Annotated in this window: 18 protein-coding genes, 1 tRNA gene and 1 pseudogene; 4 read left to right on the forward strand and 16 right to left on the reverse strand. The window is 75.1% G+C overall.

The genetic code is table 11. The features are described from left to right. Positions 1-225: 225 nt before the first annotated feature. Positions 226-1,158 (forward strand): aldo/keto reductase, encoded by a 933-nt coding sequence (locus BJP59_RS10760; RefSeq protein WP_194520919.1) that lies wholly within the window; start codon positions 226-228, stop codon positions 1,156-1,158. A 91-nt stretch (positions 1,159-1,249) separates the two neighbouring features. Continuing rightward, positions 1,250-1,699, forward strand: coding sequence for a hypothetical protein (locus tag BJP59_RS10765; RefSeq protein ID WP_034651120.1), 450 nt, complete (start codon positions 1,250-1,252; stop codon positions 1,697-1,699). A gap of 96 nt (positions 1,700-1,795) precedes the next feature. On the opposite strand, the gene BJP59_RS10770 is transcribed toward BJP59_RS10765, so the two are convergent. Continuing rightward, positions 1,796-2,641: an aldo/keto reductase gene (locus BJP59_RS10770; RefSeq protein WP_076405613.1), complete on the reverse strand. Its 846-nt coding sequence runs from the start codon at positions 2,639-2,641 to the stop codon at positions 1,796-1,798. 171 nt (positions 2,642-2,812) lie between these two features. On the opposite strand from BJP59_RS10770, the gene BJP59_RS10775 reads away from it, so the two are divergent. After that, positions 2,813-3,781 carry an SH3 domain-containing protein gene (locus BJP59_RS10775; protein ID WP_051028408.1) on the forward strand — a complete coding sequence of 323 codons (969 nt, stop codon included), beginning with the start codon at positions 2,813-2,815 and terminating at the stop codon, positions 3,779-3,781. 63 nt (positions 3,782-3,844) lie between these two features. On the opposite strand, the gene BJP59_RS10780 is transcribed toward BJP59_RS10775, so the two are convergent. From BJP59_RS10780 to BJP59_RS10840, 13 genes and pseudogenes are all read right to left on the reverse strand, one after another. Beyond that, positions 3,845-4,414 carry a dihydrofolate reductase family protein gene (locus BJP59_RS10780; protein WP_194520920.1) on the reverse strand — a complete coding sequence of 190 codons (570 nt, stop codon included), beginning with the start codon at positions 4,412-4,414 and terminating at the stop codon, positions 3,845-3,847. A 192-nt stretch (positions 4,415-4,606) separates the two neighbouring features. Then, positions 4,607-4,679, reverse strand: a tRNA-Ala gene (locus BJP59_RS10785). A 68-nt stretch (positions 4,680-4,747) separates the two neighbouring features. After that, a complete protein-coding gene (locus tag BJP59_RS10790) occupies positions 4,748-5,428 on the reverse strand; it encodes a histidine phosphatase family protein (protein WP_194520921.1) in 681 nt (226 codons plus the stop codon). Then, the gene (gene rsfS / locus BJP59_RS10795; RefSeq protein WP_194217069.1) at positions 5,425-5,871 is read right to left on the reverse strand and encodes a ribosome silencing factor; all 447 of its coding nucleotides are present in this window, start codon (positions 5,869-5,871) and stop codon (positions 5,425-5,427) included. The genes BJP59_RS10790 and rsfS overlap by 4 nt, the downstream gene beginning before the upstream one ends. A 25-nt stretch (positions 5,872-5,896) precedes the next feature. Further along, entirely contained in the window at positions 5,897-6,946 is a 1,050-nt protein-coding gene (locus BJP59_RS10800; protein WP_194520922.1) for a hypothetical protein, read from the reverse strand. Continuing rightward, positions 6,939-7,544, reverse strand: coding sequence for a nicotinate-nucleotide adenylyltransferase (nadD, locus tag BJP59_RS10805; protein WP_031316993.1), 606 nt, complete (start codon positions 7,542-7,544; stop codon positions 6,939-6,941). Before nadD ends, BJP59_RS10800 begins: the two co-directional genes overlap by 8 nt. A gap of 43 nt (positions 7,545-7,587) precedes the next feature. Next, on the reverse strand, positions 7,588-7,743 hold the full coding sequence (locus BJP59_RS10810) for a hypothetical protein (RefSeq protein ID WP_021483496.1): 156 nt from the start codon (positions 7,741-7,743) through the stop codon (positions 7,588-7,590). A 190-nt stretch (positions 7,744-7,933) separates the two neighbouring features. Then, a complete protein-coding gene (locus BJP59_RS10815) occupies positions 7,934-9,286 on the reverse strand; it encodes a glutamate-5-semialdehyde dehydrogenase (protein ID WP_194520923.1) in 1,353 nt (450 codons plus the stop codon). A 53-nt stretch (positions 9,287-9,339) separates the two neighbouring features. Beyond that, positions 9,340-10,467: a glutamate 5-kinase gene (proB, locus tag BJP59_RS10820; protein ID WP_144682539.1), complete on the reverse strand. Its 1,128-nt coding sequence runs from the start codon at positions 10,465-10,467 to the stop codon at positions 9,340-9,342. Between the two features lie 194 nt (positions 10,468-10,661). Continuing rightward, a pseudogene (gene obgE, locus BJP59_RS10825) lies at positions 10,662-12,181 on the reverse strand (GTPase ObgE). Positions 12,182-12,322: 141 nt separating this feature from the next. Next, on the reverse strand, positions 12,323-12,580 hold the full coding sequence (gene rpmA, locus BJP59_RS10830; RefSeq protein ID WP_021482383.1) for a 50S ribosomal protein L27: 258 nt from the start codon (positions 12,578-12,580) through the stop codon (positions 12,323-12,325). A gap of 86 nt (positions 12,581-12,666) precedes the next feature. Beyond that, entirely contained in the window at positions 12,667-12,975 is a 309-nt protein-coding gene (gene rplU, locus BJP59_RS10835; protein WP_198285668.1) for a 50S ribosomal protein L21, read from the reverse strand. Positions 12,976-13,251: 276 nt separating this feature from the next. Beyond that, positions 13,252-13,458, reverse strand: a complete 207-nt coding sequence (locus BJP59_RS10840; protein ID WP_021482381.1) for a dodecin family protein — start codon at positions 13,456-13,458, stop codon at positions 13,252-13,254. 169 nt (positions 13,459-13,627) lie between these two features. Between BJP59_RS10840 and BJP59_RS10845 the strand changes: the two genes are divergently transcribed. Continuing rightward, positions 13,628-14,260: a protein-L-isoaspartate O-methyltransferase family protein gene (locus BJP59_RS10845; protein ID WP_194520924.1), complete on the forward strand. Its 633-nt coding sequence runs from the start codon at positions 13,628-13,630 to the stop codon at positions 14,258-14,260. Here BJP59_RS10845 and BJP59_RS10850 read toward each other — a convergent pair. Then, a complete protein-coding gene (locus BJP59_RS10850; protein WP_194520925.1) occupies positions 14,203-14,928 on the reverse strand; it encodes a thymidine kinase in 726 nt (241 codons plus the stop codon). The genes BJP59_RS10845 and BJP59_RS10850 overlap by 58 nt on opposite strands. A gap of 20 nt (positions 14,929-14,948) precedes the next feature. Further along, positions 14,949-16,445: a 5'-nucleotidase gene (locus tag BJP59_RS10855; protein WP_194520926.1), complete on the reverse strand. Its 1,497-nt coding sequence runs from the start codon at positions 16,443-16,445 to the stop codon at positions 14,949-14,951. Positions 16,446-16,475: the final 30 nt, after the last annotated feature.

Consider the following 16,475-nt stretch of genomic DNA (forward strand, 5'->3'; position numbering starts at 1 on the left):
TTTGACAAATACTAGTTGTTGGACTTCTAGGTTAGCGCTTCCTAGGCTCGACCCCGTCGCGGCCGACCGGGCTCGCTCGGGTCGTCCGGCACCCCGCCCCCGGGCGGACGACGTCCCTTCCTACCCCTGACCCGCGAGAACGACCCCCCAGCAGCAGCGCACTCTCGGATCCCGGACACCGACGTCGCGCACCCGACCCGCCCACCCCGCGAAGGAGCTCCACCGATGAAGCCCTTCACCCTGACCGGCACCGACATCGTCGTCCCGGACGTCGTGCTCGGCCTCATGCGCATCCAGGACAAGACCGACGACGAGGTCCGCACCCTCGTGCGCACCGCACGGGACGCCGGCATCACGTTCCTCGACCACGCCGACGTGTACGGCGCCGAGCTCCACGGCTGCGAGCGTCGCTTCGCCGAGGCGCTCGACCTCTCCCCCGCCGAGCGCGCGGAGTGGGTCATCCAGTCCAAGGCCGGCATCGTGCCCGAGGGCCCGTACTTCGACTTCTCGTACGAGCACCTCGTCGCGTCCGTCGAGGGCTCGCTCGAGGCCCTGCGCACCGACTACCTCGACATCCTGCTGCTGCACCGCCCCGACGCCCTCGTCGAGCCCGAGGAGGTCGCGCGCGCGTTCTCCGACCTGCACGCCGCGGGCAAGGTGCGGGCGTTCGGGGTCTCGAACCACACGCCGGGCCAGATCGAGCTGCTGCGCCGGTACGTCGAGCAGCCGATCGTCGCGAACCAGCTCCAGCTCTCCGTCACGCACGCCCCGCTCGTCGCGCAGGGCGTCGCCGCGAACATGCAGGCCCTCGACCAGTCGATCAGTCGCGACGACGGCATCCTCGACTACTGCCGTCTCCACGACATCACGATCCAAGCCTGGTCCCCGTTCCAGGCGGGGTTCTTCACGGGCGTGTTCCTGGGGTCCGAGAAGTACCCCGAGCTCAACGCCGTGATCGACCGCCTCGCCGCCCGGTACGACGTGCCGCCCATCGCGATCGCGACCGCGTGGATCACGCGCCACCCGGCGCGCATGCAGGTCGTGCTCGGTACGACGAGCCCCGACCGGGTCGCCGGCGCCGCGCTCGGTTCGGAGGTCCCGCTCACCCGCGCCGAGTGGTACGAGATGTTCCGCGCCGCGGGGTACACCGTGCCCTGATCCCCGGGCGCCGAGGGCCCGGCGCGAGCGCGTGCGGAAGGTCACGCGCTCGTCGTCCGAGGGGTCCCGCGGGGCGGTCTAGGCTCGTGCCGTGGCAACCTTCTCGGCAGTGACCCGGCAGCACATCCTCCAGGCCCTCGCGGACTGGGACGACCGGGGCCGGGACGCGTTCCTCGGGGTCTACGGGTTCACCGCGTCCCCCGGCACACCGCTCGTCCACGAGGACCGCGTCTACGACGCGCAGGCGATCCTCGGCGTCGCGCACCGGTACGCGACCGGCCGCGTCGCGACCGCCGAGGAGTTCCGCAGCAGCCCCGTCGGCGTCGCGGACCTGCTGCGCAAGCGCGGGTTCGACGTGCCCGGTGCCGCCCCCGCGGCGGCCCCCGCACCCGCGCGTCGGGCCACGGCGAAGGCCGCGCCCGCGACGCGCACGCCGCGCCGCACGACCGCCCGCTCCGCGGAGCCCGAGAAGCCGCCGGCCGTGTGCCCCACGTGCTTCACGGTCCTGCCCGCGACGGGCATCTGTGACGAGTGCGGCTGACCCGCTTCTCCACCAGCGCACGACGAGGGGCGCCGTCCGGTCGGACGGCGCCCCTCGTCGTGCGTGCTGCCTCGCGGGAGGCCGCGGGCGACCGGGTCAGTTGACCTCGGACGGGTGGGCGCTCACGCGGCCCGAGCCGTCACCCGTGTCGAGGGCGTCGATCGCGGCGACCTCGTCGGCGGTGAGCTCGAACCCGAAGAGGTCGAAGTTCTCCACCATGCGCTCCTTGCGCGACGACTTCGGGAAGACGATGAAGCCGCGCTGCAGGTGCCAGCGCAGCACCGCCTGGGCGGGCGTCACGCCGTGGGCGGCCGCGGCGTCGACGACGGCCTGCTTCTCGAAGAGCGGGTACTTGCCCTGGCCGAGCGGACCCCAGGCCTCGATCTTCGTGCCGTTCGCGTCGGCCCAGGCGAGCACGTCGCGCTGCTGGTAGGCCGGGTGCAGCTCGATCTGGTCGACGGCGGGCACGACGCCCGTGGCGGCGACGATCCGGTCGAGGTGCTCGGGCAGGTGGTTGGAGACGCCGATCGAGCGCGCGAGGCCCGCGTCGCGGATCTCGACGAGCTTCGCCCACGCGTTCGTGTACTGGTCCTGCTCGGGCGCGGGCCAGTGCGTGAGGTACAGGTCGACGTGGTCGAGGCCGAGCTTGTCGAGGCTCTCGCGGATCGCGTCGTGCGGCTGCTCGCCGGACTGGCGGTCGTTCCAGAGCTTCGTCGTGACGAAGAGCTCGTCGCGGGGGATGCCGCTCTTCGCGATGGCGGCGCCGACGCCCTCCTCGTTGCGATAGATCGCCGCGGTGTCGATGTGGCGGTAGCCGACCTCGAGGGCCTCGCTCACGGCCTTCTCGGCCTCGTCCGGCGGCACGAGGAAGACGCCGAAGCCGAGCTGCGGGATGGTGTGACCGGAGTTGAGCGTCACGGTCGGTACAGAGGGAACGGTCATGCTTCCAGCGTAGGAACCCGCCTTCCGCCCGTCCAACGACTGCGGCGCATACGACTCAGCGCTGCCGCTCATGAGTCGAAGGGGAGCGCTGCGCGGAATGTCCGACTGGACTTCTCAGATCACGGTTTGGTTACATTGGCGCGTCCTACCCACGAAGAACCGGAGCGCACCATGTCCCGAGGCCGCCACAGCGCAGCCCCCGCCACCGCGCGCTCCTTCCGGCTCCCGGCCCTGCCGACGCTGCCGGTCCGGTCGCTCAAGCTCCCCGCGCTGGCGCTCGTCACGCTGCTCGGCGCGGGCGCCGTGGGTGCGGGCCCCCAGCCCGCGGAGGGCAACCCCGACCTCGCTCCGCTGAGCGTCGAGCCCACCGCCGGCGCGAGCGTGGAACGCGGCACGGGAGCCGCCAGCCGCTCGTCCGAGCGCGTCGCGCCGCCCACGGCGCCCCAGGAGCCCCCGGTCGTCGAGACCGCGGCGGAGATCGCCGTCGTGCCGGCCGCCCAGGCCGCCCCGACGCCCCCGCCCCTGCCGCCCGTGACCGGCCAGCTCTGGACCACCGAGGCCGTCAACGTGCGCTCCGCGCCGTCCCCGGACGCCGAGCGCGTCGCGACCACCGAGTTCGGCGCCGCCGTCGACGTCACGGGCGTCACCGAGGGCGACTGGAGCCAGATCGTCTGGGACGGCGCGGCCGCGTGGATCAAGTCGAGCTTCCTCGCGCAGTCGCAGCCCGAGGCGCCCCAGGTCGCCGCCGCCGCGGCCGGGGGGTCGAGCGCCGGCGGCGTCTCGGACGCCGCGTGCTCCGTGAGCACCGGGATCGAGTCGTCGCTGCGCGCCAACGCGCGCGCCGTCTACCGCTCCGTGTGCGCGAACTTCCCCCAGGTCACCACGTTCGGCGGCATCCGCCCCGGCGACGACGGCGACCACGGCACGGGCCGCGCCGTCGACATCATGATCAGCGGCGAGACCGGCTGGGACATCGCGCGCTACCTGCAGGCCAACGCGGGCTCGCTCGGCATCACCTACCTCATCTACCAGCAGAAGATCTGGATGGCCGGCGACCCGGCGAGCGCGTGGTCCGGCATGGAGGACCGCGGCGGCGCGACCGCCAACCACTTCGACCACGTGCACGTCAGCACGTCGTAGTCCCCGCTCCTCCCGCACGAGCGCCCGGCCGGCACCTGCCGCGCCGGGCGTCGTCGTCCCGGCTCACGGCACGCCCGTCGCGGGCCGGTACCGCACCGCGACGGCGCCCGAGCGCAGCTCCTGCCGGTCCACCAGCTCGAGCGTGATACGCTCGCGCAACCCCGACAGCAGCGTCGGCCCGTGCCCTGCAAGGACCGGCTGCACGAGGAACGCGTACTCGTCGATCAGCCCGAGATTCGCGAGCGCGAGCGGCAGCGTCACGCCGCCGACGAACAGCGGCCCGCCCGGCTCCTCCTTGAGCCGCCGCACCGCGTCCCCCAGGTCGCCCTCGACGAGCTCGGCGTTCCAGTCGACCTCGCGCAGCGTGCTCGACACCACGTGCTTCCTCGCCCCGTCGATCGCCTCGGCGAACGGGACGTCCCGCTCCCCCATCCAGTCCGGCCACGCGCCCGACGCCGGACGGCGCCACGCCGCCTCCATCATCTGGTAGGTGACCCGCCCGAACAGCAGCGCGTCCGCGCGCTCCGTCTCCTCGGTCCAGAACCGCATCGACTCCTCGTCGGGCGGCAGGCCCGCCTCGTGGTGGCAGCAGCCGTCGAGCGTGACGTTGATCGCGTAGCGCAGTGGCCTCATCGCGTGCCCTCCCCCGGGTACCCGCGCGACGGACGGAGCGCCGTCGCACCGCACCAGCGTGGCAGGCGCGGGAGGCCGCGCCAAGACCCGCGTCCTCCACCGACGAGCACCGGGCGGCGCGCAGGACGCAGAAAAGCCGGACGGGAGCCCGCCCATCTCTCGATGGTGCGTGCTCCCGTCCGGCTCTACGGGTGGAGCTGAGGGGACTCGAACCCCTGACCCCCTGCATGCCATGCAGGTGCGCTACCAGCTGCGCCACAGCCCCGTGGATCCGTGAAGATCCAGGTCATGCACTCCTCCGGCCGGTTTCCCGTCCTGCGGAGCGTCGCTAGTCTACGCAGAAACCGGCTCCAGATTCCAATCCGGTCCCGCGTTCCACTCGTCGAGCGGGAACCCGGCCCCGACGTTGTGCGCCACGAGGCGCCACGCGGGCGTCGCGGCGGGCGCCGAGCGGTGCAGGTGGGACCAGTGGACGTTGTGCAGCCCGGAGATCCCGCGCCAGCCCTCCGGGTCCAGGCCGAGCAGCGCGGTGACCGCGAGCGTGATCGCGGCGCCGTGCGAGACGACGACCAGCGTGTCGTCCCGCTCCAGCGACTCCACGTGCTCGGTGACGGACGTGACGAGGCGCGCCGCGACGTCGGCCTTGGACTCCGCACCCGCGCGCACGGGCTCCTCGCCCTGACGCCACGCCGCGTACTCCTCGGGCCAGCGCTCGGCGATCTCCGGGCCCGTGAGGCCCTCCCACTCCCCGAAGCCGCGCTCGCGCAGCCGGGGGTCGTACGTGACGTCCGCGCCGATCGCCGCCGCGTACGCGCGCGCGGTGTCGGCGGCGCGCACGAGGTCGGACGCGACGACGCGCGTCGCGCGGTGCGCGCTCGCGAGGGCCTTCGCGCCCTGCTCCGCCTGCCACCGCCCGACGGCGTCGAGCGGGATGTCGACCTGCCCTTGCAGGCGCATCGTCGCGTTGTACGCGGTGCGACCGTGACGCAGGAGGACGAGCGTGCCGGCGGTCACGCCAGGGGCTCCCCCGAGAGGCGGATGGCGCCGTCGCCGCGCGTGGTGTCGTCGCTGTCGTCGGCCGTGCCGTCGCCGCCGCGCGCGTCCTCCGGCAGCTCGACGACCGGGCAGTCCTTCCACAGCCGCTCCAGCGCGTAGTACACGCGGTCCTCGGCGTGCTGCACGTGCACGACGACGTCGCCGAAGTCGAGCAGGACCCAGCGGGCCTCCTGCTTGCCCTCGCGGCGGATCGGCTTGGACCCGGCCTTGTGCATGGCCTCCTCGACGGCGTCGACGATCGCCGAGACCTGGCGCTCGCTCGACCCCGAGGCGATGAGGAACACGTCGGTCAGGACGAGCTGCTCGCTCACGTCGAGCGCGATGATCTCCTCGGCCTTGCGGTCGGACGCCGCCCGGGCGGCGATGACGGCGAGCTCGAGGGCTCGGTCGGTGGCGGTCACGTGTCTCCGTTCGTGGTGCGGCCGGTCAGCGGCCGGTGTCGAGGGTGCCGGGGTCGTCCCACGTCCGCACGGCGGCGGCCGAGGCGCTCGCGTCCTCCACGGCCAGGCCCGGGTCGTCGCGGGACACGAGCGTCCAGACGAGCAGGCCGAGGACGAACGCGACGGCGACGAGGATCAGGTAGTGCAGCCACGTGTACGACGGGCCCCGCCGCTCGTCCTCGAGGTCGTCGTCGTCCGACTCCTCGGGCTCGGCGGCACGACCGCGCACGCGGGGGAAGAGCTCGTCCGAACCGCCGGCTGGAGCAGGTGCGGACTCCCGCACGCCGCCGAAGGGCGACGACTGCTCGCGGTCCGCGCTCGCGGGCTCGGGCGCGGAGCCTGCCGTGATCGCGGACCACGGCAGGGCCGCGCCGCCTGCCTCGGCGGGCGGTGCCGGGGCGGGCGCGCGCTCGGGAGCGGGGGCGCGCGTGCCCGCCCACGGGGACGTTGCCGGTGCCGGCGCGGGCGTGCCGGGCGGGGCGGGGCTGGTGGGCGGGGCCGCGAACGCCGAGAGGCGCGGCGGCTGCGTCGCCTCGGGACGCGCGGGGCCCGCGCCCGCGGCGAGACCGCCGACCGGAGCCGACGGCGTCGCGGGGCGCACGGGGCCGGACGCACCCGGCACCGGGGGCCGCGGGGCCGCGGCAGGCGGACGCGAGGACGTGCGCGTGGGCACGACGGGCGTCGGGGCCGGCGGGCGGATCGCGACGCGCTCGGCCGTCTCCTGGACCGGCGTGAGGCGGCCGGTCTCGTCCAGGCCGCGCATGCCGCCCGAGGCGGCCGGGGGTCGCACGACCGACGGCTGTGCCGGGTGCTCCGCCGGGCCGGTCGTCTCGCGCAGGGTGCGGCGCGACGGCGGCGGGCCGGACGGTGCGGCCGGGCGCGGCGGCTGCTGCCAGCCGCCCGCACCCGGTGCCGGGGCAGGCGGGGGCGCTGCGCTCTGCGCGGACCGCTCGGCGGCGGCCGCCTGCTCGCGCTCGCGCATCTCGCGCCGGGTGAGCGGGCGGACGGGCTGCATGTTGCTGCCGTTGTCACTCATCGTGCTGACCTCGATACAAACCGTGCTTGGCGATGTACTGGACCACGCCGTCCGGAACCAGGTACCACACCGGCTGCCCGGCCTCCGCGCGCCGACGGCAGTCCGTCGACGAGATCGCGAGGGCGGGGACCTCGAGCGTCGTGACCACGCCCGGAGGCAGGCCCTCGACGCTCAGCTGGTGACCCGGGCGGGAGACAGCCACGAAGTGTGCCATCTTCCAGAGCTCGTCGGCATCCTTCCAGGTGAGGATCTGCTCGACGGCGTCCGCACCCGTGATGAAGAACAGCTCGGCGTCCGGTCGCGCGGCCCGCAGGTCGCGCAGCGTGTCGACCGTGTAGGTCAGCCCGGGCCGGTCCACGTCCACACGGCTCACCGTGAACCGCGGGTTCGACGCGGTCGCGATGACGGTCATGAGGTAGCGGTGCTCGGCCGGGCTGACGGTCTGGTGCTGCTTGAACGACGGCTTGCCCGTGGGGACGAAGACGACCTCGTCGAGGTCGAACCGCGCCGCGGCCTCGCTCGCAGCGACCAGGTGGCCGTGGTGGATGGGGTCGAACGTGCCACCCATCACCCCCAGGCGGGGTCGGCGCGGGCTCATCGACGCGTCATCGGTCGCGGGCGCTTCCGTCGTCCGGGGCGGGTCAGTGCCGCGTGCCGACGCTGCGGAACGCGTAGGTCACGAGCAGCAGGGCCACGAGCCCGCCGAACCCGAGCAGTCCGTACGCGAGCGGCGGGATGGGCAGGTGCGACGCGGCCTCGGCGCCTTCCTCGGCGGCCAGCACGACGGCAGAGATCACGACGTCCTCCTCGAAGGTCGTCCCCGGGCCGGACGGGCACGTGCCGCGGGCCGGGGTGGTGCGATGGAACGGTACGCCCGCCGGGACCGGCCCGACGGCGGACCGGACGGGCGCCGGTCGCCGACCAGTCTCTCACGACCGTCCGGGGACCTCGTCCGGCGGGTATCAGGTACCCGCCGGGGGCCGTGCGTCAGGGGCGGACGTGGCCGTCCCCGTGCACGACCCACTTCGTCGTCGTGAGCTCCGCGAGGCCCATGGGGCCGCGCGCGTGGAGCTTCTGGGTCGAGATGCCGATCTCCGCCCCGAGGCCGAACTGGCCGCCGTCGGTGAAGCGGGTCGAGGCGTTGACCATGATGGCGGCGGAGTCGAGCTCGGCGACGAAGCGCTCCGACGCCGCGAGGTCGCGCGTGACGATCGCCTCGGTGTGGCCCGACGTCCAGGTCCGCACGTGCTCGATCGCGGCGTCGAGGTCGTCGACGACGCGCACGGCGATCTCGGGCGCGAGGTACTCGGTCGCCCAGTCCTCGTCCGTGGCCGCGAGCACGTCGGTGCCCGCGGGCGCGAGGCCGGCCGTGCGGTCGTCACCGTGCACGACGACGCCCGCCTCGGTGAGCGCGGCGAGCGCGGCCGGGAGGAACTCGGGTGCGGCGTCCGCGTGGACGAGGAGCGTCTCCGCGGCGTTGCAGACGCCCACGCGCTGCGTCTTGGCGTTGAGGAGGATCTCGAGCGCCATGGCCCGGTCCGCGCTCGCGTCGACGTACACGTGGACGTTGCCGACCCCGGTCTCGATGACGGGGACGGTCGACTCGCGCACGACGGTGCGGATGAGGTCCGCCCCGCCGCGCGGGACGAGGACGTCGACGAGCCCGCGCGCGTGCATGAGCGCGACGGCCCCCGGGCGCCCGTGCCGGTCGATCGACTGCACGAGGTCGCCGGGCAGCCCTTGCGCCTCGAGCGCACGGGCCAGCACGCCGACGATCACCTCGTTGGAGCTCGCCGCCGCGGACCCTCCGCGCAGGATCACCGCGTTGCCGCTCTTGAGCGCGAGGCCCGCGGCGTCGACCGTCACGTTGGGGCGCGCCTCGTAGATCATGCCGACGACGCCCATGGGCACGCGCAGCTGGCGCAGGCGCAGGCCGTTCGGCAGCGTCGAGCCGCGCACGACCTCCCCCACCGGGTCCGGCAGGCCCGCGAGCGCGCGCAGCGCGTCGGCGATCGCGGCGACGCGCGGCGCGTCGAGCGCGAGCCGGTCGAGCAGCCCTTCGCTCATGCCGTTCGCGCGCTCACGCTCCAGGTCGACGGCGTTCGCGGCCACGATCTCGTCGGTCGCCGCGACGAGCGCGTCGGCGAGCGCGAGGAGCGCAGCGTCCTTCGTCGCGCGGGTCGCCGTCGCGAGCGTGCGCGACGCGACCTTGGCGCGGCGCGCGACGTCCTCGACGGCCGCCGCGACGTCGGTCGGAGCGTCGGTCGCGGCTGCGGCAGGACCGGCGGTCCCGGGCTCGGCGGCGCCCGCGACGACGGGCGCGTCCTCGGTGGTGGTCATGGTCCGAGCCTACGTCGGCGGCCGTCGCGCCGGGAGCGCCGTCCGGCCCGCGGTCAGCGCGCGCGCCGCCGCACGAGGACGAGGTCGTCGCGGTGCACGACCTCGCGGTCGTAGCCCTCGCCGAGCTCGGCCCGCAGCTCCGTGGTCGACCGGCCGAGGAGGTCCGGGATGTCGCGCGACTCGAACGCGACCAGGCCGCGGGCGACCACGCGCCCGTCGGACGCCACGAGCTCGACCGGGTCGCCGGCGTCGAACTCGCCCTCGACCGCGGTGATCCCCGCGGGCAGCAGCGAGGCGCGCCCGCCCTGCACGGCCCGCACCGCGCCGTCGTCCAGCACGAGGCGGCCGCGCGTGCGGGCGGCGTGCGCGAGCCAGAGCCGGCGGCGCGTCGTCCGCCTGCCCGTCGCGGCGAACCAGGTCCCGACGGGCTCGCCGGCGAGCGCGGCGGCAGCGTGCTGCGCCTTGGTGAGCACCACGGGGATTCCGGTGCCGGTCGCGATGGAGACCGACTCGAGCTTGGTGAGCATGCCGCCCGTGCCGACCGCGCTCCCCCGTCCCGTCACCTCGACGCCCTCGATGTCGGCCGGCGAGCGCACCTCGGCGATCCGCCGCGTGCCCGGGCGCGACGGCGGGCCGTCGTACAGGCCGTCGACGTCCGTGAGCAGGACCATGGCGTCGGCCCGCACGAGGTGGGAGACGAGCGCGGCGAGCCGGTCGTTGTCGCCGAAGCGGATCTCGTCGGTCGCGACGGCGTCGTTCTCGTTGACGACGGGCACGACGCCGAGGTCGAGCAGGCGCTCGAGCGAGCGCTGGGCGTTGCGGTAGTGCCCGCGACGCACCGTGTCCTCCGCGGTGAGGAGCACCTGCCCGACGCGCAGCCCGTGCGCCGCGAACGCCTCGGCGTACCGGGCGACGAGCATGCCCTGCCCGACCGACGCCGCGGCCTGCGCCGTCGCGAGGTCGCGCGGTCGGCTCGCGAGGCCGAGGGGGCCGATCCCGGCGGCGATGGCGCCGGACGTGACCAGCACGACCTGGCCGCCGTCCGCGCGTCGGGCCGCGAGGACGTCGACGAGCGCCCGCAGGGCCGCGAGGTCGAGGTGGCCGTCGGCGCCCGTGAGCGACGACGAGCCGATCTTCACGACCACGCGGCGGGCGGAGGCGATCTCGGAGCGGGAGGACAGCGCGTTCACGCTCCCATCATCGCCGCCGGAGGGCCGCCGCCGCGCACGATTTCACGGACCAGGACGCCTGCGCCCGGGACCGACCCGCTCCCGGGCCGCGCCGAGGACGACCCGGGCACGGCGGAGGGCCCGGTCCCCCACGGGGAACCGGGCCCTCGTCGGCGCGGACGACTCCGGGTCGGTCGGACTCCAGGTCAGTCGGACTCGGGGTCCGTCCAGGTGCCGGCCTGGCGCTCGGTCCACAGCTCGCGCCGCGCCTCCGCCTTGGCGTCCATGCGCTCGTGGTGCTCGCGCCGCTTCTCCGAGCGGGTCGGGCGCAGGCTCTCGTCGAGGCGGTTGTCGGAGCCGCGCGGGCCGCCGAGCAGCTCGGAGCCCGACATGAGCGTCGGCTCCCAGTCGAAGACGACCGCGTTGACGTCGCTGCCGATGCGCACCTCGTCGCCCGCGACGGCGCCCGCCTCGAACAGCTTGTCCTCGACGCCCAGGCGCGCGAGGCGGTCCGCGAGGTAGCCCACGGCCTCGTCGTTGGAGAAGTCCGTCTGGCGGACCCAGCGCTCCGGCTTGGCGCCGCGCACCTCGAACCAGTAGTCGGTCGCCCCGCCCTTGCGCTTGACCGTGAACCCGGCCTCGTCGACCGCGCGCGGCCGCAGCACGACGCGCGTCGGCTCGGGGGCGGGCGCCTCGGCGCGCGCCTTCTCCACGAGCTCGGCGAGCGCGTACGTCAGCGGGCGCAGGCCCTCGTGGCTCGCGGTCGAGATCTCGAACACCCGCAGGCCGCGGGCCTCGAGGTCGGGCTTGACGAGCTCGGCCAGGTCGCGCGCCTCGGGGACGTCGATCTTGTTGAGGACGACGAGGCGCGGACGCTCGGTGAGCGGCACCCGCCCGCCCTCGATCTCGAGATCCTGCGCGTAGGCCGCGAGCTCCGCCTCGATGACGTCGAGGTCGCTGATCGGGTCCCGGCCGGGCTCGAGCGTCGCGCAGTCGAGCACGTGCACGATCACCGCGGTGCGCTCGATGTGGCGCAGGAACTCCAGACCGAGGCCCTTGCCCTCGCTCGCGCCCGGGATGAGGCCCGGGACGTCCGCGACGGTGAAGCGCGCCGAGCCGGCCTGCACGACGCCCAGGTTGGGCACGAGCGTCGTGAACGGGTAGTCGGCGATCTTGGGCCGCGCCGCGGAGATGGCGGCGACGAGCGACGACTTGCCGGCGCTCGGGTACCCGACGAGCGCGACGTCCGCGATGGTCTTCAGCTCGAGGACGACGTCCCGCTCCTCGCCCGGCTCGCCGAGCAGGGCGAAGCCCGGCGCCTTGCGGCGAGGGGACGAGAGCGCCGCGTTGCCGAGACCGCCGCGGCCGCCCTCGGCCACGACGTACTCGGCGCCCTCGCCGACGAGGTCGGCGAGCACCGTGCCGTCGGGCGACTTGACGACCGTGCCGTCCGGGACGCGCAGGACGAGGTCCTCGCCGTTGGCGCCGTCGCGGTCGTCACCCATGCCCTGGGTGCCCGACGTCGCGTGGCGGTGCGGCGAGTGGTGGTACTCGAGGAGCGTCGTGGTCTGGGAGTCGACGACGAGGCGGACGGTGCCGCCGTCACCGCCGTTGCCGCCGTCGGGGCCGGCGAGCGGCTTGAACTTCTCGCGCCGGACCGAGGCGCACCCGTTCCCCCGTCGCCGCCGGAGACGTGCAGGACGACACGGTCGACGAAGCTGGCCATGGAGGGATCCTCTCAGAGGTGGGTCGTGCGGTGCCGCGGTCGCGGCGGGTGGTGCGGCCCGTGGGGACGGGTGCCGGAAACGGCAGGAGGGGCGCACCGCGTCGGTGCGCCCCTCCTGCTCGAAGCCTCTGTGGCTGTCGCTCAGCCCTCGGCGGAGACGATGTCGACGACCTTGCGGCCGCGACGGGTGCCGAACTGGACCGCGCCGGCGGCCAGGGCGAACAGCGTGTCGTCCTTGCCGCGGCCGACGTTCTCACCGGGGTGGAAGTGGGTGCCGCGCTGGCGGACGATGATCTCGCCCGACTTGACGACCTGCCCGCCGAAGCGCTTCACGCCGAGGCGCTGGGCGTTCGAGTCGCGACCGTTGCGCGAGGAGCTCGCGCCCTTCTTGTGTGCCATGACGAACCTGCTTTCGTGCTGGTCTGCTGAGGGAGGGTGCCGTCGGCGCGGCGCGGCTCGGGGCCGCTAGCTCGCGCCGGGCGAGATCACTTGATGCCGGTGACCTTGAGGCGGGTCAGCTGCTGACGGTGACCCTGGCGACGGCGGTAACCGGTCTTGTTCTTGTACCGCAGGATCGTGATCTTCGGACCCTTCTCGTCCCGCACGACCTCGGCGGTGACCTTGACCTTCGCGAGCTTCGCCGCGTCGGTGGTCACCTTCTCCCCGTCCACCAGCAGGAGAGCGGGCAGCTCGAGGGACTCACCGGCCTTGGCGGACACCCGGTCCACCACGACGATGTCGCCGACGGAAACCTTCTCCTGACGGCCACCGGCCTTGACGATCGCGTACACCACGTTGCTGCTCATCTCTCCTAGTCTTGGCGTGCTCGTCACGGCGAGTTCGTCTTGGAGACTCCGACCACGCCGCGGCGTGCGAGTGCGAGTCGTCCGTGGGCACACGGGACCGGCGCGCCTGGGCGCGCCGACGTCCAAGATTACGGACCGCAGGGCGTCCTGGTCAAATGGCGCGCACGGACCCCGGCGCGGGCGACCGCTCCGGGGCGCGTGGCAAGCGTCGCACCGAGGACCGCGGACGGCGACGCCTCCGTGCGACGAGGCCGCCGGCCGACCCTACTCGAGGACGAACGTGACCTCCAGCACGACCTGCCAGGCCGTGATGCGGCCGTCGGCCACGTCGACCTTCTGCTCCTTGACCCACGCGCCCGAGACGTTGCGCAGCGTGCTCGCGGCGCGCTCGACGCCGATCCGCACGGCGTCCTCGAAGCTCGTGTCCGACCGCGCGCTGATGTGCGTGATCCGTGCCACCGTTCCGCTCATGCCGGCTCCCCGGTCCAGGGCGGGCGCACCGATGCGCCCGCGCACCCGTCGAGCATCCCGCCGTCCCCGCGGCCGCGCCACCGGGGCGCCTCCCGCTCAAGACCCTGCGCGGCCCACCCGGGGGCGCGGCGTCCGCCGTCGTGGCTACGCTGGCCGTGGAGGTGGTCGCATGCGCCCCGCGGACCCGCCCGACGCCGAGCGCCGGGACGACGCCGTCGCCGCGGCGCTGCGCACGGTCGACCGCCGCGGCTTCCTCCCCCGCGCGCAGCGGCGCTGGGCCGCGCAGGACCGGCCGCTCGCCATCGGCCACGGCCAGACCAGCTCGCAGCCGTCGACGGTCGCCGCGATGCTGCGCCTGCTCGACGTCGTCCCGGGCGCCCGGGTGCTCGACGTCGGCGCCGGGTCGGGCTGGACGACGGCGCTGCTCGCACGGCTCGTCGGACCGACCGGGCGCGTGCTGGGTATCGAGCGCCACGCCGACCTCGCCGCGTGGGGCGCGGCCAACCTCGCCGCGGTGCGCGCGCCGTGGGCACACCTTGTCCTCGCGAGGCCCGGCGTCCTCGGCACGCCGGGCGAGCAGTACGACCGGGTGCTCGTCTCGGCCGCCGCCGACGCCCTCCCCCGCGCCCTCGTCGACCAGCTCGTGCCCGGCGGGCGCCTGGTCGTCCCCGTGCGGCACACGATGCTCGTCGTCGTGCGCGACCCCGACGCCCCGGACGGGGTGCGGGTGAGCGAGCACGGGTCCTACTCGTTCGTCCCGCTCGTCGAGGACCCGGCGGGACCGGCCGCGCCGCCGTCCTGACGGCGCCACGGGGCTCCCGGCAGGTGCACCCGGCAGCGCGCCTCGTAGCTCTCGGCGCCGCCCACGTGCGCGGCGACCGGCGCGAGCGGGTCGCCCGCCCCGCCGCCGTCGGGCTCCGGCTCCCGGACGGCGCGCACGTGGAACGCGGCGTCCTCGCCGCACACCGCGCACACCGCCGTGAGCTTGTCGACGCGCTCGGCGAGCGCCGCGAGCGTGGGCAGGGGTTCGAAGGGCCGCGCGTCGAACGTGACGTCGAGCCCGGCGACGACCACGACGAGCCCGTCGTCGGCGAGCCGCTGGACGACGTCGACGAGCTCCGGCCCGAAGAAGTGCGCCTCGTCGACGGCGACGAGGTCGAGCGCCCCGGCGTCGCGGACGATCCGCTCGAGGTCGTGCGCGTCGCGGGCGGTGCGCGAGGGGATCGCGAGGCCCGAGTGCGAGCTCACCGTGCCGGTGCCGCGCCGGGTGTCGAGGACGTGCCCGACCACCTCGACGCGGCGCCCCGCGACCTCCGCGCGCCGGACCCGGCGCAGGAGCTCCTCCGTCTTGCCCGCGAACATCGGGCCGCACACGACCTCGACGCGCCCGCCGAGGCGGGGCGTCGGGAGCCCTGCATCACCGGCCCCGGGAACGGTCCCGGGGGCGCCCGGGCGCGCCGCGTCGCTCATGCGAGCAGTGAACCACCGGCTCAGTGGTGGCGCGCGCCGCCGTTCGACGACGGCCGGACGGGCAGCGGCTTCGGCTCCCCGGCGGGGCCGAGGACGGAGACGCGGTCGGGGGCGCCGGGCCGCGCGTCCCGGCGGCTGAGGAGCGTCGTGCCGGACGGGGCAGGGCTCGCCGCGTCGGTCGGTGCGTCGGCCTGCTCGTCGCCGGAAGCCGCCGGGGCGGCGTCGGCCCGGGCGTCGGGAGCGGGTGCCGACCTCTCCCCCTCGGGCGCGGGCGTCGGCTCGGCCGTCGGCACCCCCGCCGCGATCCCGGCGAGCCCCGGTCCGCCGATCCCCGGGACGGACCGGACGAGCGGGAGCTCGCGCGTCCCGGTGCCCGCCGCACGACCGCCCTCCGCGGTCCGCTCGACCGCCGGGTCGGGCGTCGGCCGCTCCGCCGCCGATCCCTGGGCCGGCCGCTCGTCGTCCGCGTCGCGCTCCGCCGACGCGCCGGGCGCGGGCGGGGTGGCCGCCTCCCGGCGACCGGGTGCGGGCGCCGCGACGTCGGCCGCGCGCGTCGGCCGCGCGTCGAGGGCCGGGTCGGCCGGCAGGACGCCGCGGTTCAGCTCGCCGTACGGCACGTGGACCGACGGCGCGACCCGGCGCGCCGCCTCGACCACGGCGCGCTGGTCGTCGAAGAAGATGTGCGGCCGCAGCACCTCGAGCACGCCGCCCTTGTCCACGCCCCCGAGGAAGAACGCGTCGTCGACCGTCACGCCCCACGAGGAGAGCGTCGCGACCGCGCGCTCGTGCGCCGGGGCCGAACGGGCCGTGACGAGCGAGACGTGCACGCGCGGCCGGTAGGACGGATCGGTCGCGTGCCGCTCGCGCTCGACGACCTGCACGCGGTGGATGCCGACGAGGAGCTCGCGCAGCGGCCCCCGGCCGAGCGGCACGTCGGCGTTGAGCACCTCGTGCTCGCGGAACGACGCCAGGCCGCCGTCCTGGTAGCGACGCTCCGAGGAGTCGTCGGCGAGGACGCCGTCGAAGTCGAACGCGATGCGCAGCTCGTCGCCCTCCTCGTCGGCGAACGTCGGGTCGAGCACGTACCCCGCGGGCAGGCCCAGGTCGACGGCGTCGCGCACCGAGCGCTCGTCGGCCGAGAGGAAGAGGTCCACGTGCAGGGGACGGATGAACTCGTGCGGGCTGCGCCCCTGGCGGAAGACGGCGCGCGTGATGTCGAGGTCGTGGTGCCGCACGGAGCGCATGACGCGCAGGCCGGTCTCCGGGGAGTTGCGGGACATGACGATGACCTCGACGAGCGGGTCGTCGGCGGAGGGCGCGAGGTCGTTGAGCGCGAGCAGGCGGCGCACGAACCCGAAGGCGACGCCGGGGGCCAGCGCGTCGTCGCGGTGGCGCTCCTGGAAGTCGCGGTACGCCGCCTCCCCCTGCGTGCGGAACACGCGGTCGGACTCGGTGAGGTCGAACAGTGCGGACGAGGCGACGCCGACGACGAGGCGGCCCGAGAGGTCGTAACCCATGCGCGCATGATGCCAGGTGCGGGTGACGTG

This window comes from Cellulosimicrobium sp. JZ28, assembly GCF_015327065.1.
Classification (GTDB): Bacteria; Actinomycetota; Actinomycetes; order Actinomycetales; family Cellulomonadaceae; genus Cellulosimicrobium; species Cellulosimicrobium funkei.

Excerpts from the sequence above, each read along its gene's own strand:
- BJP59_RS10775 (WP_051028408.1), top strand. The coding sequence starts at position 2,813 with ATGTCCCGAGGCCGCCACAGCGCAGCCCCCGCCACCGCGCGCTCCTTC.
- BJP59_RS10845 (WP_194520924.1), top strand. The coding sequence starts at position 13,628 with ATGCGCCCCGCGGACCCGCCCGACGCCGAGCGCCGGGACGACGCCGTC.
- BJP59_RS10815 (WP_194520923.1), bottom strand. The coding sequence starts at position 9,286 with ATGACCACCACCGAGGACGCGCCCGTCGTCGCGGGCGCCGCCGAGCCC.
- BJP59_RS10780 (WP_194520920.1), bottom strand. The coding sequence starts at position 4,414 with ATGAGGCCACTGCGCTACGCGATCAACGTCACGCTCGACGGCTGCTGC.
- BJP59_RS10770 (WP_076405613.1), bottom strand. The coding sequence starts at position 2,641 with ATGACCGTTCCCTCTGTACCGACCGTGACGCTCAACTCCGGTCACACC.
- BJP59_RS10840 (WP_021482381.1), bottom strand. The coding sequence starts at position 13,458 with ATGAGCGGAACGGTGGCACGGATCACGCACATCAGCGCGCGGTCGGAC.
- rpmA (WP_021482383.1), bottom strand. The coding sequence starts at position 12,580 with ATGGCACACAAGAAGGGCGCGAGCTCCTCGCGCAACGGTCGCGACTCG.
- nadD (WP_031316993.1), bottom strand. The coding sequence starts at position 7,544 with ATGAGCCCGCGCCGACCCCGCCTGGGGGTGATGGGTGGCACGTTCGAC.
- BJP59_RS10800 (WP_194520922.1), bottom strand. The coding sequence starts at position 6,946 with ATGAGTGACAACGGCAGCAACATGCAGCCCGTCCGCCCGCTCACCCGG.
- BJP59_RS10855 (WP_194520926.1), bottom strand. The coding sequence starts at position 16,445 with ATGGGTTACGACCTCTCGGGCCGCCTCGTCGTCGGCGTCGCCTCGTCC.
- BJP59_RS10760 (WP_194520919.1), top strand. The coding sequence starts at position 226 with ATGAAGCCCTTCACCCTGACCGGCACCGACATCGTCGTCCCGGACGTC.
- BJP59_RS10850 (WP_194520925.1), bottom strand. The coding sequence starts at position 14,928 with ATGAGCGACGCGGCGCGCCCGGGCGCCCCCGGGACCGTTCCCGGGGCC.